Consider the following 22,746-nt stretch of genomic DNA (forward strand, 5'->3'; position numbering starts at 1 on the left):
ATACGTCGACGGGCTGGGCGGGAGTCTAACGGACTCGATGCCACAGCAAAAGCCTGTTTCGCAATGAGGCCCCCGAACAGGCCGGTGCGGACCGGGGCCTGATCTGGCCCGGCCACTGCGTTATACTGCCCCGGAATTTATCCGGAACCGTTGCCCATGGCGCGCGCGAACCACGGCGAAGCAACCCGCAAGAAAATCATCCTGACGGCCCTCGACCGGTACGCCCGGCACGGGCTGGACGGGGTATCGCTGCGGACCATCAGCGCGGAATCCGGCACCCGCAATTCGGCCGCCGCCCACTATCATTTCGGCAGCCGCCAGGGCCTGCTGGAGGCCGTGGTGAGCTTCATTACCGACCACACCCGTCCCCAGTTCGAAAGCGGCTTCCGGAGTGTCGAGCGCGATCCCGCACCGACGCTGCGCGATGTGGTCCGGGCGGTCACCACCCCCTACCTGTCACTGACCCTCGCACCCGACTGGGGACCGGCGGCACTGCGCTTCATGGCGCACCTGCACGCGGACAACACACCGGACATCGTCGAACTGCTGAACACCCATTTCCGGCCCGACGTGGAACGCATCGAGGCCCAATTGTGCCGGGCCCTGCCCGACGTTCCCCGGGATGTGCTGCGGATCCGGCTGGCCTTCACCTTTGTCAGCCTGATCCATGGTGCCGCGGAGATCGACATGCTGTCCCATACGCCGTTCGGCAATATCCGGCCCGACGACCTCACCCTGTTCAATTACTTCCTGGATTTCATCGAGGGGGGGCTGGCGGCGCCGTCGTCCGATTGATCCCGGAGCTCCAGTAGCGGCCCCGGTTTTGAGCCCCGTTTACCGCACCACTTTCGCTTCGCAGGATTCATGCTATAAGTGTCGGTAACGTCCACCGGAAAGGACCCGCAACCTGCAGGAGCGCAGTGTGGCCAAGCGGTTAACCCTGAGATATACAAACACCAATCCGACGGAAGCCATCCTGGGCTTCCAGCGCCAGATCGTCTATCACGTCCACTTCTGGACCCTGGTGGCCGTCGCACCACTGGTGCTGGTCCAATGGTCGGAGCATCACCTGCTGCTGAGCGTGTTGCTGGCCATCTTCTGCCTGAACCTGGTGGCGGTCATCCTCTACCTGCGCCTGCGCGGACGCTATCTGTTCAAGGGGCGTTTCTTTGCCCTGTTTGCCATCGCCTGCACCGTCTACTCGACGGTCATTAACGGGCACAACGGTCTGTTCTGGGGCTATCCGGCCATTGCCGCCATGTTCTTCCTGCTGTCCCTGCGCGAGGCACTGGTCCTGAACGCGATCTTCATTGCCGTCCTGGCGGGCGTGTCTTTCCATCGCTTCCCGACCCCGGAGTTCTGGCGCATCACCTGCTCCCTGAGCCTGACCGCCACCTTTGTGGCGGTGTTTGCCTGGCTGGTGGGCCGAATGCAAAGCGAACTGACGGACCTGGCCACCACCGATCCCCTGACCGGCTGTCTCAACCGCTCCCAGATGGCCGAGGTCCTGAACCGCCAGATCCAGCTGCGGGAGCGTTATGAGCGGGTGGCCAGCGTGATCCTGGTGGATCTGGACCATTTCAAGACGATCAACGATCGCTGGGGCCACGCCGCCGGCGACGAGGTCCTGTGCGAGGCCGCCACACGCCTGCGCCGGCGCCTGCGGGATACGGACTTCCTGTTCCGGATCGGCGGCGAAGAGTTCATGGTGGTGCTGCCGGAAACCCGGCAGAAGGCAGCCGAAGAGCTGGCCCGCCAACTGCTCGACACCATCAGCGTGGCGCCGTTCAGCAAGGACATCCAGATCACCGCCAGCGCCGGGGTGACCGAGGTGGTCAAGGGCGAGACCTGGTCCACCTGGCTCAATCGCGCCGACCAGGCGCTCTACACCGCCAAGGACGCCGGCCGCAACCGGGTCATGATCATGCGGGGCTCGGAACTGGAAGCCGGCCAGGGCACGCCGGTACCTAACCCGTAAGACAGGCGCCGGCTACACCCGGGTGTGGAAATCACGCACCGCTTCGAACACCTGCACCGGGTTTTCGTAGTGGGGATAATGGCCAATGCCGTCCAGCGCAATCACATCCGGCAGAGGGATAAGCTGCCGATAGCGGTCCGCCATGGCAATGCCCGACACCGGATCAGCGGTACCGGAAATCAAGCGCAGGGGCTGCGGCGCGTTCTGCAGGGCGCCCACCCAGCGGTTGCGGTGGCAACGCCGTTCATCCATGTAACGGATCAGCCGGTGCAGGATGCCCCGGCCGTTGTTGTACACCAGCAGTTGCCAGAAGCTGTTCAACTCGCTGCGGCTGGGGCGGGTCTGGTGTCCGAACAGCTTCGAGAAGTTATGGTCGAACACGCCGCGGGTCAGCCCCCGGCTCACCAGACCGCCGAGAGGTCCCACCAGCAGCTTCTGGATCAGGATCGGCTGGTGCACCTCCGGGAACAGGGCGCCGTTGAGGAAACAGGCGCTGGCGATCGAAAACGGCAGACTGCCTTCCTGCTCGCGGGCCAGCAGCTCCTGCGCCACGCTGCACCCATAGTCGTGTGCCAGCAGGTGGACGCGCCGGATCCCCATGGCTTCCAGCCATCCCTGTTGCAGGTCGGCCTGGTCGATCAGGCTGTAGGGATAGTCGACCGGCTTGTCGGAAAACCCGAAACCCAGCATGTCCGCCACCAGCACCTGGTGGGACGGGGTCAGGTAGGACCAGATCCGGTTCCAGTCCCAGGATGCGGTGGGAAAACCGTGCAGCAACAGGAGCGCATCGCCACGGCCGTCGATGCGGCTGAAAATGGCATGCTCGCCGTAAGCGAACCACTTGCCGGCCTGCTGCCAGCGATGTACCGATATGTCCGAGTGATGACCATCTGCGGCTACGTCGAGAGAAACCACACGTTCCATATGCCCTATTTCGTCCTCGCTGCCCTTGTGCGTCAGTTGATACCCCGGAAGCTCCGATAACCTGTAAAGAATGCTTTACACCTTTGCCGAATCCGGCCAGTACGCCACTCCCTCTGTCCCATAGACTAGCGCATTCCCTTCCCGGGAAGCATTGCAGGACGGGTCGTTTCAGGCATCGGATCACACCGGGCGGGTGCACCGGCGATTCCTTAACCAAATGGTACGAAAACTGCTTGAGTTCCAGCTGTGGAAGTTGAATCGATGCGCCCCCATGTTTCGTATAGAAAGAAACTGGAGGGCCGTCAAAGGCGCCCACCCGGCTTTCCGGGCGTCGCGCAAACCGTGAGAGGTTTTGCCATGCGTACCATCGAACCAGAAAACCCGACCCGGCGGAATGACAGTCGTCTCAACCGCCTCTATTACCTGAAACAGCAGCAGCTGCAACGCTCCGGCGGACGCAGCAACAGCCTGCTGTATCGCGTGCTTGCCGCCGAGGCGGACGCCATCAGCAGCGCCCTCGGCAAGGAAACGACCGACAACGAGTGACCCGCCCGGGTGGTGGTCATCCGTAGGGAATTTGGGCTTCGGGCCGGAAATAGCTTAATCTTTTGAGGCTCGTCAATCGAAACCGATTGGCACTCATCCGGTTACCCCGACACCACGTACGTGCCTGAAGCCTTCCCTAGAGAATCGCGGAATGACTGACACCACCGAGACCATCGCCAGACACTTCGAACAGATTATGCAGGCCCTGGGTGAGGATACCGCCCGGGAGGGACTGCTCAAGACCCCGGAACGGGCCGCCAAGGCCATGCAGTTCCTGACCCAGGGGTATCGGCAGGATCTTGCCAGCGTGGTCAACGACGCCACCTTCGAATCCGATATGGATGAAATGGTGGTGGTCCAGGACATCGAGCTCTACAGCCTGTGTGAGCATCACCTGTTGCCATTCATCGGCAAGTGCCATATCGCCTATATTCCCCAGGGCCGTGTGCTGGGCCTGTCCAAACTGGCCCGCATCGTCGACATGTACGCCCGCCGCTTCCAGATCCAGGAGAACCTGACCCGCCAGATCGCCGAGGCCATCGAATCGGTGACCGGCGCCCAGGGCGTTGCCGTGGTCATTGAAGCCCAGCACATGTGTATGATGATGCGCGGTGTCGAGAAACAGAACTCACGGATGAAGACGTCCGTCATGCTGGGCAGCTTCCGCAAGTCCCAGGCCACGCGGACGGAATTCCTGCAACTGATCAACCACCCCTAGGATGCGGATCGATCATGACTCTACCCGCTGCGGTCGTCACCGGCGCCGGACGGCGCCTCGGCTATGAGCTGAGCAAGGCCCTGCTGACCCGCGACTACCAGGTATTTGCCCTCTATCGCACGCCCACCGACGATGTGGACCGACTGCGCGAGGACGGCGCCTCCATGATCCAGGTCGACCTCGCCGACCGCCACAGCGTGCACCAGGCGATCGAGCGCATCCGCCATACCATGCCGTTGCGGGTCCTGATCAACAACGCCTCCCAGTTCGAGGAAAACCCGGAGGATGCGGACGCCCTGGCGGACCTGGCCGAACGGCTCTACCGGGTCAACACGCTGGCCCCCATGCAATTGATCGAAGGACTGGCGGACACGATGAAAGCCTCCGGCAGCGAACGTGCGCCGCTGCCGGTGGTCATCAACATCACCGATATCTTCGCCGAGAATCCCAATCCACGCTACGCCGCCTACTGCGCCACCAAGGCCGCCCTGGCCAACCTCACGCTGAGCTACGCCAAGTCGCTGGCGCCGGCGGTGCGGGTGAACGCCATCATGCCGGGCCCGATCCGCTTCCTACCCCGGCACACCGACGACGAGAAACAGGAGGTGCTGGCCGAAACGCTACTGGCGCGGGAAGGCGGCTTCGAGAGTGTCGTCAAGCAGGCGCTGGCCCTGATCGACAACGATTTCATGACCGGTGCGATGATCCCAGTAGATGGTGGCCGTCGCCTGGCCTAGGGTCCACTCTCCCAGGTGCAGCGTCCGACAGTCGTGAGGTGCCACCTGGTCCGCCAGCAGGGCCCGGAAATAGGGTTCCTGCACACTGCGCCCGTCGGGCGGGTGATCGGCCCGGGCTTCGAGAATGTCGATGTCGATGGTCCGGTCCTTGAGACTCGAGGCCGGGTCACTCCGGTCCCGGCCCAGGGTTTCCTCCACGCCATTGAACCAGGCCTTCAGCTCCCGCTCGGACAACGGCGATTGCAGGACCACCAGGGCATTGAGGAACCCCCGGTCGCTGTCGATGCCCTCGGGGCGGGTCGCCACCACCGGGCTGATCCGCAGGCAGCCGGTCTTCTGGACCAGGATGTCCAGCGCCCGCGGCAGGTTCTGTTCCGGGCAGATGTTGCTGCCCAGGCCACACAGGTACCACATGGTTGCCTCAGTCATCTCCGTAACAAACGCCAATCAATACGCTCGATCCCGCTGAACCGATTGCCACCGGGCCGCCGTTCACAGCGCAAAGGTCTGTCCCTGGCGGGCAAAACCGGCAAAATTCGACGCCACCCGGGCCTCGAAGTCGGCGAAGTGATCCTCGTAGCTCATCAGGTACATGCGCCGTCGCAGCGCTTCGGAATACGCCGATTCCAGCTCGGACAGACTGGCGTGCACCGGATTCCAGTCGGCCAGGGTGCAGTCGTGCAGGATTGTTTCGGGATCCCGTCGAACGACTTCATCAACGATCGGCCGGGTATCGCCGCTGAACAACAGGTGGCGGTTGATGCACAGGCCATAGGATGGCTTGTCCGGCGTGTGGTTGTTCTGGAAGAACTCCAGCTCCACGCCCTCGAATTCAAACGTGCCGTCCAGCCGGATCACCTCGAAGTAGTCATCCAGCGTCGCCGGCCCCTCGCCCACCTGACCCATGACGCCCCTGAGCGTCTGGTCCCAGAGCTCCTCGTAGACACCGGGGGGCAGGAACAGGCGCGGCTTGAAGCCATGGCGGAAGCGGCACTCGTAGGCCAGGCGTTCCAGGCCGAAACAGTGGTCGGCGTGGACATGGGTGATAAATACGCCGTCCACCTGGCCCGGGCCCAGCCCCAGATCGCGCAGGGCGAACTTGACGGTGTAGCCCGCGTCGATCAGCAAGCGGCGGCCGCCGGCGGTGATCATGGCGTTGTTGTTCCAGTGCGCCATCGCCTCCGAGTGGCCGACACCGGTCATCGTGAGTACTGCCATATGCCTACCTTCTTTGATGGGTCTGCGACTTGTATCCCTGCCGCAACCTGGGCCAGAATCGCTCACAACATCCGGCCGGTTCCTGAACACCGGCCACAATAGCCATTTATGCGAGTACTTGGAACCGGAACCATGGCCACACCCGACCAGCTTCGCCAGATTCTCGAAACCGTGCGCACCATCGCCCTGGTCGGTGCCAGTGAGAAACCCCATCGCGACAGTCACACCGTCATGGCCTTCCTCCAGGGGCGCGGTTATCGGGTGATTCCGGTCAATCCCCGCCTGGCGGGCGGAACGTTGCTAGGGGAGCGGGTCTACCCCAACATCACCAGCATTCCCGATAAGATCGACATGGTCGACCTGTTCCTGGCCAGTCACCGGGTCGGTGCCGTGGTGGACGAGGCCCTGCGCCGCAGCGACGCGGGTGTCATCTGGATGCAGATCGGCGTGATCGACGAAGACGCTGCAGCCCGCGCCGAGTCGGCCGGCCGGCAGGTGGTCATGGATCGCTGTCCCAAGCAGGAAATCCCGCGACTGGGCGTGCCGCTGGCCACAAACTGAACCACGCTGTCACTTTCCGACCCAAAGCGTTGCCTTTCTTTACACCTTCCCGCGATCCGGCTTGAGGCGGTACCTGAAGTTCGCCGGCCAAACCGGTCCAGCCGGGCCGTTTTTTCATCAAACGGTCTTATTCTTGCGGGATGCTGGCTGTAACCGGTCCCGGAGACACAGGCTGTCCGTCTCCCCGACGCCCCGATCCGTTATCGCCGGCGGTTGATCTGGATGACCACCCCCGGCGCACCCACCACGGAGGTGCATCATGGTCGATCAACTGGTTTCCTTCGCCAAGATTGTCGCTGTTACAACCCTGTTTATCGTCGCATCGGCCTATGCCGGCGGGCCGGGCCTGGGATTCTGACCGCACGCACGGTCAACCGGGCCGAGACAATTGTATAAAACATCGTTAAATGCACAGTGGCGCAGCCGATCCCGTGCAATACTTAGGAGTCCTTGATTAACTCTTGGGTCGCGTCATGCCGTTCAGACGTCAAGCCAGCCGCGAGCGCCCCGACCGGCGAGCCGCCGACAAGCTCATTCGCTCGCGGATACCGGTGGATCTGCTGGCCCCCGGCATGCGCATCATCAAGCTGGACCGCCCCTGGACGGAGGTCCCCGTCCTGTTCCAGGGCTTTACCATCGACCGCTCCGATCAGCTGTCCATCCTGCGCCAGTATTGTGAATGGGTCTGGGTGGAAGCGCTGTCGAGCGAATTGACACCGGTCCTGGATCAGATCGAGATCCAGCGGCGCCGACGCGCCGAGCCCCTGCCGGAACAGCTGCCGATCCAGACCGAGCTGCCCCGCGCCCGCCAGGTTTTCGAAGCCACCAGCGACTTCGTCCGCGACCTGCTGAACCAGGTCGAGGCCGGCATGGACGTCGACCTGTCGATGGCCCGACCGCTGATCCAGCGCTGCGCCGAGAGCATCACCGCCAACGCCAGCGCCATGTTCTGGATGAACCGCATAAAACACCGCGACGCCTACACGGCCGAACATTGCCAGCGCGTGGCGGTCCTGGCCATGGCCTTCGCCCGTTACCTGGGCATGTCCATGGCGGATATGGAAACCGCCGGGCTCTGCGGCCTACTGCACGATATCGGCAAGATGCAGGTGCCCCCGGACGTGCTCAACAAACCCGGTGCACTGACCCGGACCGAGATGGACATCGTCCGACGCCACACCCTGCACGGGTACGAACTGCTCCAACAGCAGCATCTCGATCCGATCGTGGCCACCGTCTGCCTGGACCATCATGAGCGGCTGGACGGCGAGGGCTACCCACGCGGCCTGCAGGCCTGGCAGATCAGCCGGTTTGCGCGGCTGATCGCCGTCGTCGATGTGTTTGACGCGATCACCAGCGATCGCTGCTACCGCGCCGGCCTGCCGACCACGGATGCCATGCGCATTCTCTACCGTGAACGGGGGCGCCAGTTCGACGCGGGAATGATCGAAGCCTTCATCCGCATGATCGGCATCTATCCCCCCGGCAGCCTGGTGGAGCTGAACTCCGGCGAAGTGGCTGTAGTGATTTCCAACCACCCCTCCTATAAACTACGCCCGCGGGTAGAGATCCTGCTGGGGCCCGACAAACAGTGCGTCCTACCCCGGACCGTGGATCTCAAGGACGATCCCCGCGCCCCGGACGGCCAGCTCTACACCATTGCCGCACCACTGCCGGATGGGGCCTACGGAGTCACTCTGTCAGGCCGCATCGACGCTCTGACCCAAGGAGCCTCCGCCTAGCTCCCCAACTGACCTGAGGTGCCGTGAGCTATCTCGATCATCTGCTGTTTTCGCTGTCGGTCACCGCGCCCATTTTCCTGGTGATGGCGACCGGCTGGATCCTGCGCCGCATCCACTGGATCGATGACGCCTTCGTGGAGACCGGATCGCGCCTGGTCTTCAACCTGGCCCTGCCGGCCCTGATCATAACCAGCCTGGTCAACCTGGACCTGGACAGCCTGTTCAGCCTCCGCCAAGTGGGCTTCGGCGTCGCGGTGACACTGGCCAGCTTTGTGCTGTTCTGGATCTTCAGCGCCTGGTGGCCGGGACCGGGACCGGACCGGGGCGTGTTCGTCCAGGGGGCGTTCCGTGGCAACCTGGGAATCATCGGCATCGCCGTGTGCGCCAGCCTCTACGGCAATACCGGGCTGGCAATCGGCTCGGTCCTGCTGGCCGGTATCACCCTGACCTACAACGTCCTGTCGGTCTATGCGCTGACCGCCAGCGAAGGCCGCCAGAGGACCTCCCGGCGTCAGATCGCACGCGGCATCCTCCTCAACCCGTTGATTATCAGTATCCTGTTGGGCCTGACCCTGGCCGCCTTCAGGATACCGGTACCGGATCTGGTGCTGACCAGCGCCGCCTATTTTGGCCGGATGACCCTGCCGCTGGCGCTGCTCTGCGTCGGCGCCACCCTGAGCCTGGACGCGCTCAGCCACGGAACGGTCGCCGCCTTCGTGGCCACGGCACTGAAACTGCTGGTCCTGCCCCTGGTCGGCACCCTGGCGGCCCTTCCCTTTGGTTTCTCGCCCTTGGAACTGGGCACGCTGTTCGCCATGTTCGCCTCGCCAACGGCCACCGCCAGCTACGTCATGGCCCGCACCATGGGCGGCAACCACCAACTGGCCGCCAGCATCGTCGCCCTGACCACGCTGCTGGCTCCCGTCAGCCTGAGCCTGGGCATCTACATCCTGCGCAGCCTGGCGCTGATCTGACACCCACCACGCCAGGCGCTTTTGGCGACAGATCCATTATTTTGGCACCACGATGCCGAGACTTCCCGCAAATTACTGACACCTCAATTGCAAATACTTGTAAACTTTACTGAAGTATTCGTTGTACTTGCCGAGAATGTGAAGACAGTACAACAGACAAAAGTCGTGTTTCAGGAGTTCCATGGAGAAAGAGACGTCCAGCGGGTACGCCAGACTCATGCGGGGGTTGGTCAGTCCCGCATTGCCGGCCGTGTTGCTGCTGACGTTCATCGTGCTGGCGGCCGCCCTCTGGCAGGGTATCCAACGCCAGGTTCGCCACCAGATGGAGTCAACCCTGGATGCCGAGGCCAGCGCCCTGTCCCGGGAACTTGCCTCCGATTTCATCGCCCATATCCAGGCCCTGCGCCGGATGGCCGAACGCCGCGCCACCAGTCCGGACATGGCCCGTGCGCGCTGGCAGGAGGACGCCGAGCACTACCTGAGGGATTTCCGCCACTACCAGGCCATCGAGTGGATCGGTCGGGACTACCGCGTCCGCTGGGTCGCTCCCCTGGCCGGCAATGACAACGTGGTGGGCTTCAATGTCGCCTTCAACGATCAGCGGCTGACCCGTCTCAAGCAAGCCACGCAGTCGGGCAACACCGATATCTCCGGCATCATCGAGCTGCGCCAGGGCGGTACCGGCATCGTCATATACGCGCCCATCGTCAGCCCCGACGGCACCAGCCATGGCTTCATTGCCGGTGTGTTCCGTATGGAAGGCCTGGTCGAGGCCATGATCACGCCCCGCATCCACGACAACTTCCGGGTCGACATCGAGGAGAACGGCCAGGTCCGCTACACCAGCCAGCCGGACAGCGCGACCGCCAATCACCTGTCGCGGGAATCGGTCCTGTCCGTCCCCGGCCTGGCCTGGACCCTGCGGCTGTCGCCAACCCGCGAGTGGGCCCGGAGCCACCAGGGCATCTGGCCGGACCTGGCCCTCGTCAGTTTCCTGGTGCTGGGGCTGATGGTCAGTCTGCTGGTGTGGCTGACGCAGGCGGTGTTGCGCCGCAACCAGGCCCTGGAGCACACCCGCCAGGCGCTGGAGCATGAAGTCTATCAGCGCGAGTCGGTGCAGCAGGATCTGGCCAGGATCGAATCCACCGACAGCCTGACCGGCCTGGCCAACCGCCGGTTCTTCGTGGAGGACCTGACCCATACCCTCGCCATTGCCGACCGCCAGTACCGGCAGGTGGCGCTGATCATGCTCGACCTGGACCGTTTCCAGATCCTCAACGACACCCTGGGACACCAGTTCGGCGACGAGCTGTTGATCAAGGTGGCCGAGCGGCTGAACGAGCTCAGCAGCGAACGGGTGCTGGTGGCCTACTCCAGCGGCGACGAGTTCATGATCTGCCAACAGCACATCGACGACATCGACGATGTCATCGCCCTGCTGGGCCAGATCAAGCAGTGCTTCGTCGAGCCGTTCGAGGTGCAGGAACAGGCCCACCAGGTCACCGCCACCATGGGCGTCGCCATCTACCCACAGAGCGGCCTGGACGCCGACATCCTGCTGCGGAATGCCGACGTCGCCCTCTACCGGGCCAAGGAAAATGGCCGCAACCACTACCAGTTCTATACCGAGGGCATGCAGGACCGGGAAGTGCGCCGGCTGGAGCTGGACAAGGATCTCAACCGCGCCCTCAGCGAGGATCAGTTGGTGCTGCACTTCCAGCCCCAACTGGATATGGCGACCCAGCAGATCGGCAGTGTCGAGGCGCTGATCCGCTGGCAGCACCCCACCCGCGGGCTGCTGCCGCCGGTGGACTTCATCCCGCTGGCCGAGGAAAGCGGTCGTATTGCCGACATCGGCCGCTGGGTGGCGATGGCGGCCTGTCGCCAGCTGGCCGCCTGGCAGGGCGGTCCCTTCGACCACCTGCGGATCGCCATCAACCTGTCGGGGCGCGAGCTGGAAGACCGCGACCTGGTCAGCAACATCGAACGGGCCCTGCGCGACAATAACGTCACGGCCGACAAGCTGGAGGTGGAACTGACCGAGGAAATCTTTATCGAGAACCTCGAACACAACCTGGACCAGCTCAAGCGCCTGCACCAGATCGGCGTGCACCTGGCCATCGACGACTTCGGCACCGGCTATTCATCGCTGGCCTACCTGAGGGACTTCCCGGTGGATCTGCTGAAGATCGACCGCTCGTTCATCACCCGGGTCACCGAACGCCACGACGACGCCATCATCACCCGGGCGGTGATCAACCTGGCCCACAACCTGGGCATCCAGGTCGCCGCCGAAGGCATCGAGACCGAAGCCCAGCTCAACTTCCTCGACACCCACCGCTGCGACCTTGCCCAGGGCTACCTGATCGGCCGCCCGATGCCGGCAGACCAGCTCGAAGACCTGGTCTGCCGCGGCTTCAGCCTGTCCGATCCGCTGCACCAGACCGATTGACCACGGCCGGTGAACGCAACACGGCATCGGTGCGTAAACCACGTTAAGATAGGCGCAAAACGTCCTTGGGGTGCTGCCAGATAGGCGCCCCACATCCTCGTTGGCCGGAGCCGTATGAGCACACCAGTCCCGCACTACCTGACCGCCGAGCAGGACCGCCAGGTCCGGCGCTGGGAGCGCTGGAACCAGCGCTACTTCATCTTCGCCTTCGTGGCCCTGATTGTCCTGCTGGTGTTCAGCAGCCAGCTCGGCCTGTCCAGCGGCGAGGACTGGGGCGCCCTCGGGCCCCTGCTGGCGGCCCTGGTCATCCCCATCATCGCCCTGCAACTGCGCCTGCGCTGCCCGGCCTGCAACCACCGCATCGGCTGGCAGGCCAAGCTGCAGGCGCCGGACCAGTGCCGGCACTGCGGTACCTTCCTGCGCGCCCGCCAATCCCGCTGACGCTCCCTCAGAAAACCCTTGACCTTTGAGTGGCTCATAGGTTTTAAACTTGCTCCTGAATCCATCGGGGAGAGAGTCCCATGAAGGTGAGCGAGCTGGCCCGGGCCGCGGGCGTCAATCCGGAAACCGTACGCTTCTACACGCGTGAACGATTGCTGCGCCCGGAGCGCAATCCGGACAACGGCTATCATGTCTACTCGAGCCAGGACCTCCAACGCCTGCAGTTCGCCCGCAAGGCCCGGCAACTGGGGTTCGCACTCAACGAAATCCAGTCCATCCTGGACGAAGCCGACCATCACACCTCGCCCTGCCCCATGGTGCGCGACATTTTCGAGCGCCGCCTGCAGGATGTGGAAGCCCGGCTGGCCGAGCTGGAAGCCCTGCGCAACCGCATGCGCGATGCCATGGCCGCCTGGGAGCATATGCCCGACGGCACTCCGGACGGCCACACCATCTGCCGCCTGATCGAGCATTGGGACGATTCCGAAACCCACGCCTCCGACACCGCTGAAAAGGTGGAGCACGCATGAACACGGCAACGCAACACCCGGTCCAACTGAGCATCGAAGGCGCTTCCTGCCAGGGCTGCGTACGCAAGATCCGGGCGGCCCTGGGTGATCTGGTGCCGGATCCGGAACAGGTGGTCGTCGACCTGGCGCAGCAACGGGTCACCCTGCCGGAGGCCACGGACGCCGAAACCGCGGCACAGAAAATCTCCGATGCCGGCTACCCGGCCCAACCCATCAACGCGGCACCGGCGGAGGTGCTGAGCATCAGCGGCGCCACCTGCCAGCATTGCGTGAACAGGATTCGTGACGCTGTCGCGCCGCTAGTCGGGTCTGGGAACGACGTGCAGGTGGACCTGGAGCAACAGACCGTCACCCTGCCCGCCGGCACGGATCCGGACAGCGCTGCCGCCCGTATCAGCGAGGCGGGTTACCCGGCGCACCCCGCGTCCGCCGGCACCCCCCTTCGGCTGGGGATCAGCGGGGCTTCCTGTCGGGGCTGCGTAAAGAAGATCCGCCAGTCCCTGAGCGAGTTGGTGGCCGATCCCGGGTCGGTCACCGTGGACCTGGAGCGCCAGGAGGTGGAACTGCCGGCAGGGGTGGACGGCGACGCCGCCGCCCGAGCCATCACCGGGGCCGGCTATCCGGCCCACGTGCTCGGCGCCGAAGCCGGGGCGCCAGAAGCGGATGAGGCCGGCGAAGCCGACCAGGGCCTGGTAGAGCCGCCAGCCCAGGCGGATCGCAGGACCGCCGCTACGCCGGCCGGCAACGACGACGGCGAGATCAGCCTGTCGATCACCGGCGCCACCTGCGCCTCCTGCGTGCGGACCATCGAAACCGCCATGCAGCGCGTGCCCGGCGTGACCGATGCGCGCATGAACCTGGCGGACCTGACCGCCACCGCCCGCGGCAGCGCCAGTGCCGATCAACTGATCCGGGCCATCAGCAGTGCCGGCTACGGCGCCAGCGAGATCACCGACCAGGACGCGATCGACGACGAAAAAGAGGCGGCCAGCCAGCGCGAATACCGTTCCCTGCTGATCAAGATGGCCGGCGGCCTGGGCCTGGGTCTTCCGCTGATGGCCTGGGGCCTGTTTGGCGGCACCATGGCCGTCAACGGCGATACCCGTGTGGGCTGGCTGATCGTCGGCGCCGTCACCCTGGCCGTGCTGGTGCTGGCCGGCGGCCACTATTTCACCGGCGCCTGGAAGGCGTTCCGCCACCACAACGCCAACATGGACACCCTGATCGCCCTGGGTACCGGCACCGCCTGGCTCTACTCCATGGGCGTCGTACTGGCGCCGGAGCTGCTGCCGGAAGCCGCCCGGCACGTCTATTTCGAAGCCTCGGCCATGATCATCGGCCTGATCAACCTGGGTCAGGCACTGGAGCTGCGTGCCCGGGGACGCACCTCCCAGGCCATCCGCCGCCTGCTGGACCTGCGCGCCCGCACCGCCCGGGTGATCCGTGACGGGCAGGAAGTCGACATCCCGGTGGAGGAGGTGCAAGTGGGCGATCACTTCCGTGTCCGCCCCGGCGAGAAAGTCCCGGTGGACGCCGTGGTCATCGAGGGCGAGAGCCGCATCGACGAGAGCATGCTCACCGGCGAACCCATGCCCGTGAACAAGACCGGCGGCGAAGAGGTGTCCGCCGGCACCATCAACAGCAGCGGCGCGCTGGTGTGTGAAGCCACCCGGGTCGGTTCCGAAACGGCCCTGGCCCAGATCATCCAGCTGGTGAAAAAGGCACAGGGCGAGAAACCGCCCATCGGCCGGCTGGCGGACCGGATCTCGGCCATCTTCGTGCCGGCCATCCTGCTGATTGCCATCGCCGCCGCACTGGTCTGGTACAACGTCGGTCCCGCACCGGCGGCGGCCCATATGCTGGTCGCGGCCACCACCGTGCTGATCATCGCCTGCCCCTGCGCCCTGGGCCTGGCGACGCCCATGTCGGTGATGGTGGGCGTCGGCAAGGCGGCGGAACACGGCATCCTGATCCGCCAGGGGGAAGCCCTGCAGCTGGCCGGCCAGCTCGACACGGTGGTGCTCGACAAGACCGGCACCATCACCGAAGGCAAGCCCCGCGTGACCCGGCTGGTGCCCGCTGACGGCGTGAGCGAAGCCGAATTGCTGGGACTGGCGGCCGGCCTGGAACAACACTCCGAACATCCGCTGGCCCAGGCCATCCTGACCGTCGCCGACGAGCGCGACGTCGAGCGGTCCAACAGCAGCGGCTTTGAGGCGCTCAACGGCAGGGGTGTCCAGGCACGGAGCGGTAACCATACGCTGCGGCTGGGCAACCGGCGCTGGCTGGAAAGCGAAGGGGTCGACCTGTCCGGTCTGCAGGACGCCGCCGATGCCATCTCGAACGATGCCGGGACACCGCTGTTCCTGGCCCGCGACGACCAGGCGCTGGGTGTGATCGGCGTCGCCGATCGCATCAAGGACGACTCCAGGGCCGCCATCACCCGCATGACCGACCAGGGCATCCGCGTGGTCATGCTCACCGGTGACGTCGAGGCCAGTGCCCGGGCCATTGCCCGCCAGGCCGGTATCGACGAGGTGCACGCCAACGTGTTGCCGGAAGACAAGGCGAATATCGTCAGGCAACTGCGGGACGAGGGCCGTCGGGTGGCCATGGTGGGCGACGGGATCAACGATGCGCCGGCACTGGCCGCGGCGGACGTGGGCTTTGCCATCGGCGCCGGCACGGATGTGGCCATCGAGAGCGCCTCCATCACCCTGATGCGCAGCTCGCTGCAGGGCGTCACCGATGCCATCGGGATTTCCCGCGCCACCGTGCGCAATATCCGGCAGAATCTGCTGGGGGCCTTTGCCTATAACAGCCTCGGCGTCCCGATCGCCGCCGGCATCCTGTATCCGGTTTGGGGCGTCCTGATGAGTCCGATCCTGGCCGGTGCGGCCATGTCGCTGTCGTCGGTGACCGTTGTCTCCAACGCCAATCGGCTGCGCTTCTTCAAACCCGGTAACCGGCAGGAGGTCTCCCCATGAGTGCACTATTGATCAATGGCGCCGGGCTGCTGCTCGCCGGCTTTATCGTCTACTGGTTCTGGCTGAGCGGCCCGTCCGGCGACGACTCATCCCATCACCATCACTGAGGCAACATCCATGAAAGTGTCACACCCACTGCTGCGCGCCGCCCTGTTCAGCGGCGCGACCATGATCAGCACCCTGGCCGCGGCCGGAGAGGCCATCACCGTCTACAAGTCGCCGGCGTGCGGCTGCTGTGAGGCCTGGATCAGCCACCTGAAGGAAAACGGCTTTGATGTGACCGCGCATGACACGGCGGACATCAACCGCATCAAGGTGGACGCCGGGTTGACCCGGAACCTGGCGAGCTGCCACACCGCCTTTGTCGGGGATTACGTGATCGAGGGACACGTGCCCGCCGCGGACATTCACCGCCTGCTCGCCGAAGCCCCCCAGGCCCGGGGGCTGAGCGTGCCCGGCATGCCGATCGGCTCACCGGGCATGGAGATGGACGGTCGGCGCGATGCCTACCAGGTGTTGCTGTTCAACCAGGACGGGCAGACCCGGCCGTTCGCCCACTATGACTGAGTGAGTGCTAGTAGCGATTGCTGTTGCAGTGGGCGCGGAATTCCAGCTTGCTGATCCGGTTGTCGCCGTCCGCGTCCATCACTTCCAGCATGCGGCGCCCGCCCTCAAACTCCGCCTTTGCCGGGATCGGTTCCATCGTGTCGGGGACCGATCCACAGCGCAGGTCCTCGCCGATGCCGCACTGGCGCAGGTAGACCAGTTCGGCCCGGTCGATGTAGTCGTTGCTGTTGCGATCGGCGCACTGGAACTGGCCCCGGGGGCCTTCCGCCAGCTGGCGTCCGGGCGCGGGCTGGTCACTCGTGGCGGCGCATCCCACCAGGAGGAGGCCCAGCACCGCGGACAGGAAAGCCGCAATGGGTTTGATCATGACGTCGAACTCCTTGCGTGGCGAATGTAAGGCCACCCACAGTATGGCTCAACCCGGGGGCACTGCCAGCCCGGTGGCAGGGCGCAAGGTCGGACCCAACCGGCAACGGACCGTGGCCCGCGCCGCCGGACCGGGGTGACGGTTTCACAATCGTCACCATTTCCCATCTGACGACACGCGCCATAACCGGTATACTGCCGGTCCATTTTCAAGTTCCCGCCAGTCAGGTTCCATCGCATGCTAAACGCCGACGCCCTTTCGCAGTTGCGCCAGCTCAAAACCGACATCGAAGCCAACAAGGTGGTCCATTCCGGCACGGTCAAGGCCACCAACGGCCGTTTTGGATTCGTGGCCCTGGACGACGGTCGCGACCTGTACCTGCCCCAGGACCAGATGCAGCGTGTACTGCCCGGCGACCGCGTCGAAATCACCGAACACGAGGGCGAAAAGGGCAAGACCTACGGGCAGGTGGACAAGCTGCTGGAATCGCCGCTGAAAACCTTCGTGGGTCGCTACAAGGTGCGCGGCAAGGGGCACTTCGTCGCCCCGGAAACGCCCGGCCTCAATCACTGGCTGTTCATCCCGCCCAAGCAACGGGCCGGCGCCGAGCCCGGTGACTTCGTCTACTGCAAGGTGGCCCGGCATCCGGTCAAGGACGGCAAGGGGCAGGCCGGCATCCTCCGCGTCCTGGGGAAACCGGACCAGGCCGGTATCGAGCGAGCGGTGACCCTGGCCCAGTTCGATCTCAACGAAGACTGGTCGGAAGACGCCAAGGCGGAGCTGGAGCAGCTTACCGAGGAGCAGGTCGCCAGGTTGGCGGAAAACCGCACCGATCGCACCGCGGATCCGTTCGTGACGATCGACAGCCCCAGCACCCAGGACATGGACGACGCCCTGTGCGCCGTACCCAATGCCACCGGCTGGACCCTGTCCGTGGCCATTGCAGATCCCACGGCGCTGCTCCAGGTGAATGGCCCGGTGGAACGGGAAGCCCGCCAGCGGGCCACCGCCATCTATTTCCCGGGCGATCCCCGTCCGATGCTGCACGAGTCCCTGAGCACCCAGCTGTGCTCACTGGTACCTGATGTTCCCCGCCTGGCGGTGGTCTGCGACATCCAGGTCAACAACGACGGCTCGCTGGGCGAGTTCAGCCTGCAGGAAGCGGTGATCCGCTCCCAGGGCAAGCTCAGTTATGACTTGGTCGACGGTGTGATCGCCGGACGCAGCGACGACGAGATCCAGGCCCTGCCGGAAGCGGTCAGTGCCAGCATCGACCAATTGGCCCAGGCCGCCAGCGCCCTGCGCCGCTGGCGTGACGAACACGCCCTGTTGAGCCAGGACCGGCCGGAATTCCGTCTGCGCCTGGACGAGAACCGGCATATCCGCACCATCGAGCCGTCCCAGCAGAACGAAGCCCACCGGCTGGTGGAAGAGTGCATGGTGGCCGCCAACCGGTGTGCGGCCCGTGCCCTGGAATCCCATTGCCCCAGTGGCCTGTTCATCACCCATCCCGGCCTGCGGGACGATCGTCTCGACAACATTCGTGAACTGCTCAACCGCTATGCCCCCGAGTTGGCGGAACTGGACATCACCAGCGCCGACGGTTTCCGCCAGTTGATGAACGCGACGGAAACCCTCGAAGCCGAGGTGCCGGTCAAATCCATCCTGATGCGCCAACTGGCCCGTGCCGAGCTGGCCAGCCGTCCGGCCCCGCACCAGGGGATGGGACTGCCCTTGTACACCACCTTCACCTCGCCGCTGCGCAAGTATTCCGACTTCCAGGTCCACCGTCTGCTGCGGGCAGCGCTGTGGCACGGCGACAAGGCCGACATGGGCGAAGACGCCATGGCCGAGCTGCAAGAGGCCCAGTTCAACGCCCGTCGGGCCGCCAACAGCCTGGAGCTTTGGCTCAAGTCGCTCTACGCCCCCCAGCTGGGCAAGCAGCGCTATGCCGGCGTCATAAGCCGAATCACCTCGGCGGGTTTCTTCGTGCGCCTGGACTGCAATGGCATCGAGGGCTTCGTCACGACCCGTGATATGAGCGGCAAGTACAGCTTTGATCCCGTCACGCTGCGCCTGACCGGCCCGGAAGAACGCATTTTCCAGCTGGACCAGCCGGTCACCGTGACGTTTGCCGGGGTCGATGCCGACAAACGCCAGGTGCTGTTCAAGCTGGCCGAGGCCGACGCGGGAGACACGGCCGAAACGGCATAACATTCTTGAAAAGACCGTTGGGGACGCTCATAGTCAGACTAACGTCCCCGAACAGCCTGGCACCACCAACCGGGAGGTGAACCATGCGCCCCGATGAGTTTCTCAAGAAGTACGGCTTTGACGAAGAGGACGACAAAGACCACAGCCTTCGCGGACGGGCACTGGAACATGCCCGCCACCTGAAGCGGCCCCACGCCGGAACGCCGCACGACTGGGAAGACTGGGAACGGTATCGGCAGGAACACCCTGAAGACATCGAAGAAGAAAAAGAAGAAGGCGACCGGTAACGCCGCACCGAGCCATGTGACCGTCACGGTGACAGACCCAGCGTAATCCGGCAGAGGCGAGAGTCAGTGTCCAGGGACAGCGAACACAGGGAAAACGACACGTTATTCCGGCAGCATATTCAGGCCGTCACCCGCCAGCTTCGCGAACGGCTGGCCAAGGGCGATGTCGTGCCTGTGGTCTCCGATTCCGACGATCCGGACATGCTCCGGTTGATGGATACCGTGCATCACCTGCTGGCGGTCATGGATCAGGCCCTCCACGACCAGCGGTACCTGGACACCGAAACCGGGTTCGCCAACGCCGATTATCTCGAGGAACAACTGGACCGCCGCCTGCGCGGCCCGGGCACACCGACGCTGTCCCTGATCCTGCTGAGCATTCCCAACCGCACACTGATCGCCGAAACCCTCGACGCCCGGGAAACCCGGCAACTGCGAACCGCCTTGCGCGAAAGGCTGCTGCGCACCCTCGACACCAACGAGCTGGTCGCCAGCCTGCCGGACGGCACGCTGGCCTTCATGGTGCCCATGAACGGCGAACCCAAGCTGCGCCTGCGTGCCCAGCACATCATGAACGCCCTGGATGATCCCTTCAGCCTCGGCGAGCGCCAGGTCTGGCTGTCTGCCGTGGCCGCTGCGGCACGGGTCCGCCCGGAGGGACCGGAGACCACCCACAGCCTGATCCAGGCTGCCCGGGCGGCCCTGGGCGAGTCCCGCAACAAGGGCACCGGCAGCTTCGTCCTGTTCGAGGACACCATGCGGGCCCAGCGTCATGGCCGCCTGGACATGGAGCAGACCATTCGCTCCGCCCTGCGTCAGGGCTGGCTGGAGACCTTCCTGCAACCGCTGGTGGACCTCCAGCATGGCAGGGTCACCGGTTTCGAGGTCCTGGCCCGGATCCGCCATCCCGAACGGGGCCTCATCTCTCCCGCGGTGTTCGTGCCGGTGGCCGAACGCACGGGCCTGATCCGACCGCTCAGCGACCAGATGATGCGACAGTCCATTCCGCTGATGCAGGACGCCAAGTTGCAGGAGCACTTCGGCGACGACTTCACCCTGAGCGTGAACCTGTCACCAACCCAGTTGCACGATCCCAACCTGGCGGATCAGATCCTGCAGATCCTCAAAACGGCCGGAGCCGATTCCCGACGCCTGAAAATCGAGTTGACCGAAACGGCCGTCATGGCGGATCCCAACGTGGCCATACACCTGATCCACCGCCTGCGCAAACACGGCATGGCCATTGCGCTGGACGACTTCGGCTCGGGCTACTCGTCCCTTGCGTATATCCGGAGCCTGCCGCTGGATCAGCTCAAGATCGACCGCAGCCTGGTGTCCGGACTGGACCACGACGGCGAGAAACGGGCCATCCTGGAGATGATCCTGACCCTGTGTGAACGGCTGGAGCTGGATGTGGTGGCCGAGGGGATCGAAACCGAAGCGGAACTGGGCTGCCTGCTGGGCATGGGGGCCCACTATGGCCAGGGTTTCCTGTTCAGCCAGCCGCGCTCCGTCGACGAATTGATGGCGCATGTACCGGCCAGCGGATTGCTGCAATCCGCCGCCGGCGAAGGTGTGCGCTGAGGACCAGAAGGGCAGCCGATCAGCGGCTGGCGTTCAGCGACTCCAGCATCTGGTCTTTCTCGGCCCAGAGACTGCCCAGCCAGGCCTTCATCTCCTTGCGGAACGCCGCATCCTCGGTGTAGTCCCGACCCTTGAGATGCGCCGGTATCGGCACCGTATCGATGCGCAGGCACACCGTGGGCACCCGGCCGCACAGGAAATCCCAGAAGCTGGGCGATCCGCCCGGGTAGGCGATGGTGACGTCCACCAACGTCTCGATGGCATCGCCCATGGCATCCAGCACAAACCCGGCGCCACCGGCCTTGGGCTGCAGCAGGTGCTTGTAGGGCGACTTCTGCTTGGCATGCTTGGCCGGGGTAAATCGCGTCCCTTCCACGAAGTTCATCACCGAAACCGGCGCAAAACGGAATTTTTCACAGGCTTTCCGGGTGGAGACCATATCCTGACCGCGCTTCTCCGGATGTTTGATCAGGTACTCCCGGGAGTAGCGCTTCATGAACGGGAAATCCAGCCCCCACCAGGCCAGGCCGATCACCGGCACATAGATCAGTTCCCGCTTCAGGAAGAACTTGAGGAACGGCGCCCGGCGATTGAAGACCCGCTGCATGGCGAAGATATCGACCCAGCTCTGGTGGTTGGACAGCACCAGGTACCAGCCTTCACGACGCAGCTTGTCGGCGCCCTGCACATCCCACTTTGTGCTCTGGGTCAGCATCTGCCAGCCAGTGTTACAGGCCACCCAGGCTTCGGAAATCATGATGATGATCCGGGTACAGAACCCCTGCCAGGGTTTGATCGGAATCAGCTTCAGCAGAGCCGGAATATAGAGCAGCACGCACCAGAAAACGGTATTGATCACGAGCAGCACAGTGGCAATGACACCCCGGACCGGGGCGGGCAGAAAACTCAGCATTGTTGTTATCCATTCAGGCAACGGGAAACCGGCGCTCATGATAACAAGCGACTGGCCAAAATGCCCGACGTGGATGCCCGGCCCGCCACTGATTCGTGGACCGGGGTCATTACACTGCGGCCCTATTTCGCCAACAGGACCTGACCGTGAACCTGATCCAGTCCACCCTGCAGCGGGGCGCCCGCATCAGCCGCCGGACCCGCGCCTACGCGGGCAATGCCTTCGACCGGGTGTTCCGCTCGGCGGAGATGGTGCTGGCCGGCAAGACCCCCTATGAGACACTGGCCGACGACGGCCTGGTGAGCCTGCGCTACTACCCGCCCCTGGAAAGCTTCAGCATCCAGTTGGGCGATGAAACCGTGCCAGTGGAGCCAACCACCCACCGCGTGCCCATCGTGATCGTGCCGCCGCTGGCAGTGAACATGCTGATCTACGACCTGTTCCCGCAGCGCAGCCTGGTGCGCTACCTGCGCGCCCGGGGTTTCGAGGTCTACCTGATCGACTGGGGGATGCCCACCCGGGAGCACAGCCACTACAACCTGCACACCTACGTGGCCGAACTGCTGCCCCGTTACCTGGATGCTGTGCGCCAGCACAGCGGCGAGCAGGACCTGAGCCTGCATGGCTGGAGCATGGGCGGCATGTTCACCCTGTTCTACACGGCCCTGAGCGGCGATCCCCACATCCGCAACGCGGTGGTGCTGGGCTCCCCCATCGACAGCCACGCCTCCGGACTGATGGGGCTGATGTACCGCCGTTTCAGCGATGTGGCGGGACTGGTGCGCCGCCATACCGGCTTCCGCATTCACGACGTGCGCCCGCACTGGTTGTACACGCCGGGGTGGGCCAACACCATCGGCTTCAAGCTGACCAACCCCATTGGCAGTGCCATGGGCTACTGGGAATTACTGCTGCGCCTGGGAGACCGGGAATTCGTCACCAACCACGCCACCACCTCGGCGTTCCTCGACCGCATGGTGGCCTACCCCGGCGGCATCATCCAGGA

Annotated in this window: 22 protein-coding genes; 17 read left to right on the forward strand and 5 right to left on the reverse strand. The window is 64.5% G+C overall.

Translation table 11 applies throughout. From position 1 onward, the window contains the following. Nucleotides 1-156: 156 nt before the first annotated feature. A complete protein-coding gene (locus EZI54_RS12550; protein ID WP_131482233.1) occupies nucleotides 157-795 on the forward strand; it encodes a TetR/AcrR family transcriptional regulator in 639 nt (212 codons plus the stop codon). Nucleotides 796-922: 127 nt separating this feature from the next. Next, nucleotides 923-1,978, forward strand: coding sequence for a GGDEF domain-containing protein (locus EZI54_RS12555; protein ID WP_131482234.1), 1,056 nt, complete (start codon nucleotides 923-925; stop codon nucleotides 1,976-1,978). Nucleotides 1,979-1,990: 12 nt separating this feature from the next. Here EZI54_RS12555 and EZI54_RS12560 read toward each other — a convergent pair whose 3' ends face one another. After that, nucleotides 1,991-2,902, reverse strand: a complete 912-nt coding sequence (locus EZI54_RS12560) for an alpha/beta fold hydrolase (protein ID WP_131482235.1) — start codon at nucleotides 2,900-2,902, stop codon at nucleotides 1,991-1,993. A gap of 357 nt (nucleotides 2,903-3,259) precedes the next feature. Between EZI54_RS12560 and EZI54_RS12565 the strand changes: the two genes are divergently transcribed. The 3 genes from EZI54_RS12565 to EZI54_RS12575 all read left to right on the forward strand — a co-directional run bounded on the left by EZI54_RS12565 (nucleotide 3,260) and on the right by EZI54_RS12575 (nucleotide 4,903). Continuing rightward, nucleotides 3,260-3,448 (forward strand): hypothetical protein, encoded by a 189-nt coding sequence (locus EZI54_RS12565; RefSeq protein WP_131482236.1) that lies wholly within the window; start codon nucleotides 3,260-3,262, stop codon nucleotides 3,446-3,448. A 151-nt stretch (nucleotides 3,449-3,599) separates the two neighbouring features. Next, nucleotides 3,600-4,166: a GTP cyclohydrolase I FolE gene (gene folE / locus EZI54_RS12570; RefSeq protein ID WP_131482237.1), complete on the forward strand. Its 567-nt coding sequence runs from the start codon at nucleotides 3,600-3,602 to the stop codon at nucleotides 4,164-4,166. A 14-nt stretch (nucleotides 4,167-4,180) separates the two neighbouring features. Beyond that, on the forward strand, nucleotides 4,181-4,903 hold the full coding sequence (locus EZI54_RS12575; protein WP_131482238.1) for an SDR family NAD(P)-dependent oxidoreductase: 723 nt from the start codon (nucleotides 4,181-4,183) through the stop codon (nucleotides 4,901-4,903). Here EZI54_RS12575 and folK read toward each other — a convergent pair. Together folK and EZI54_RS12585 are read right to left on the reverse strand one after the other, a co-directional pair. Further along, nucleotides 4,787-5,332, reverse strand: coding sequence for a 2-amino-4-hydroxy-6-hydroxymethyldihydropteridine diphosphokinase (folK, locus tag EZI54_RS12580; protein ID WP_131482239.1), 546 nt, complete (start codon nucleotides 5,330-5,332; stop codon nucleotides 4,787-4,789). The two genes, EZI54_RS12575 and folK, sit on opposite strands and share 117 nt — an antisense overlap. 63 nt (nucleotides 5,333-5,395) lie before the next feature. Continuing rightward, entirely contained in the window at nucleotides 5,396-6,121 is a 726-nt protein-coding gene (locus tag EZI54_RS12585) for an MBL fold metallo-hydrolase (protein WP_131482240.1), read from the reverse strand. 132 nt (nucleotides 6,122-6,253) lie between these two features. On the opposite strand from EZI54_RS12585, the gene EZI54_RS12590 reads away from it, so the two are divergent. The 8 genes from EZI54_RS12590 (at nucleotide 6,254) to EZI54_RS12625 (ending at nucleotide 16,375) form a co-directional block, all read left to right on the forward strand. Continuing rightward, a complete protein-coding gene (locus EZI54_RS12590) occupies nucleotides 6,254-6,682 on the forward strand; it encodes a CoA-binding protein (protein WP_131482241.1) in 429 nt (142 codons plus the stop codon). A 473-nt stretch (nucleotides 6,683-7,155) separates the two neighbouring features. Continuing rightward, nucleotides 7,156-8,424 carry an HD-GYP domain-containing protein gene (locus tag EZI54_RS12595; protein WP_131482242.1) on the forward strand — a complete coding sequence of 423 codons (1,269 nt, stop codon included), beginning with the start codon at nucleotides 7,156-7,158 and terminating at the stop codon, nucleotides 8,422-8,424. Nucleotides 8,425-8,447: 23 nt separating this feature from the next. Then, nucleotides 8,448-9,398 (forward strand): AEC family transporter, encoded by a 951-nt coding sequence (locus EZI54_RS12600; RefSeq protein WP_131482243.1) that lies wholly within the window; start codon nucleotides 8,448-8,450, stop codon nucleotides 9,396-9,398. Nucleotides 9,399-9,579: 181 nt separating this feature from the next. Beyond that, entirely contained in the window at nucleotides 9,580-11,850 is a 2,271-nt protein-coding gene (locus EZI54_RS12605; protein ID WP_131482244.1) for a putative bifunctional diguanylate cyclase/phosphodiesterase, read from the forward strand. 114 nt (nucleotides 11,851-11,964) lie between these two features. Next, on the forward strand, nucleotides 11,965-12,291 hold the full coding sequence (locus EZI54_RS12610; RefSeq protein WP_131482245.1) for a hypothetical protein: 327 nt from the start codon (nucleotides 11,965-11,967) through the stop codon (nucleotides 12,289-12,291). A gap of 80 nt (nucleotides 12,292-12,371) precedes the next feature. Beyond that, the gene (locus EZI54_RS12615) at nucleotides 12,372-12,821 is read left to right on the forward strand and encodes a MerR family transcriptional regulator (protein WP_131482246.1); all 450 of its coding nucleotides are present in this window, start codon (nucleotides 12,372-12,374) and stop codon (nucleotides 12,819-12,821) included. After that, nucleotides 12,818-15,808, forward strand: a complete 2,991-nt coding sequence (locus tag EZI54_RS12620; protein ID WP_131482247.1) for a heavy metal translocating P-type ATPase — start codon at nucleotides 12,818-12,820, stop codon at nucleotides 15,806-15,808. Before EZI54_RS12615 ends, EZI54_RS12620 begins: the two co-directional genes overlap by 4 nt. Nucleotides 15,809-15,925: 117 nt before the next feature. Beyond that, nucleotides 15,926-16,375 carry a DUF411 domain-containing protein gene (locus EZI54_RS12625; protein ID WP_131482248.1) on the forward strand — a complete coding sequence of 150 codons (450 nt, stop codon included), beginning with the start codon at nucleotides 15,926-15,928 and terminating at the stop codon, nucleotides 16,373-16,375. A gap of 7 nt (nucleotides 16,376-16,382) precedes the next feature. Here the strand turns inward: EZI54_RS12625 and EZI54_RS12630 are convergent, their stop codons facing one another. Then, nucleotides 16,383-16,742, reverse strand: a complete 360-nt coding sequence (locus tag EZI54_RS12630; protein ID WP_131482249.1) for an EF-hand domain-containing protein — start codon at nucleotides 16,740-16,742, stop codon at nucleotides 16,383-16,385. A gap of 237 nt (nucleotides 16,743-16,979) precedes the next feature. On the opposite strand from EZI54_RS12630, the gene EZI54_RS12635 reads away from it, so the two are divergent. The 3 genes from EZI54_RS12635 to EZI54_RS12645 all read left to right on the forward strand — a co-directional run bounded on the left by EZI54_RS12635 (nucleotide 16,980) and on the right by EZI54_RS12645 (nucleotide 20,827). Next, nucleotides 16,980-18,956: a ribonuclease R family protein gene (locus EZI54_RS12635; RefSeq protein WP_131482250.1), complete on the forward strand. Its 1,977-nt coding sequence runs from the start codon at nucleotides 16,980-16,982 to the stop codon at nucleotides 18,954-18,956. Nucleotides 18,957-19,039: 83 nt separating this feature from the next. Then, nucleotides 19,040-19,243, forward strand: a complete 204-nt coding sequence (locus EZI54_RS12640) for a hypothetical protein (protein ID WP_131482251.1) — start codon at nucleotides 19,040-19,042, stop codon at nucleotides 19,241-19,243. A gap of 66 nt (nucleotides 19,244-19,309) precedes the next feature. Next, nucleotides 19,310-20,827 carry a bifunctional diguanylate cyclase/phosphodiesterase gene (locus tag EZI54_RS12645; RefSeq protein WP_131482252.1) on the forward strand — a complete coding sequence of 506 codons (1,518 nt, stop codon included), beginning with the start codon at nucleotides 19,310-19,312 and terminating at the stop codon, nucleotides 20,825-20,827. 19 nt (nucleotides 20,828-20,846) lie between these two features. On the opposite strand, the gene EZI54_RS12650 is transcribed toward EZI54_RS12645, so the two are convergent. After that, nucleotides 20,847-21,740, reverse strand: coding sequence for an acyltransferase (locus tag EZI54_RS12650; RefSeq protein ID WP_131482253.1), 894 nt, complete (start codon nucleotides 21,738-21,740; stop codon nucleotides 20,847-20,849). Between the two features lie 146 nt (nucleotides 21,741-21,886). Between EZI54_RS12650 and EZI54_RS12655 the strand changes: the two genes are divergently transcribed. Continuing rightward, nucleotides 21,887-22,746: alpha/beta fold hydrolase (locus tag EZI54_RS12655; RefSeq protein WP_131482254.1), on the forward strand; the 860-nt coding region annotated here is incomplete at its 3' end.

This window comes from Marinobacter halodurans (assembly GCF_004327985.1).
Lineage (GTDB): Bacteria > Pseudomonadota > Gammaproteobacteria > Pseudomonadales > Oleiphilaceae > Marinobacter_A > Marinobacter_A halodurans.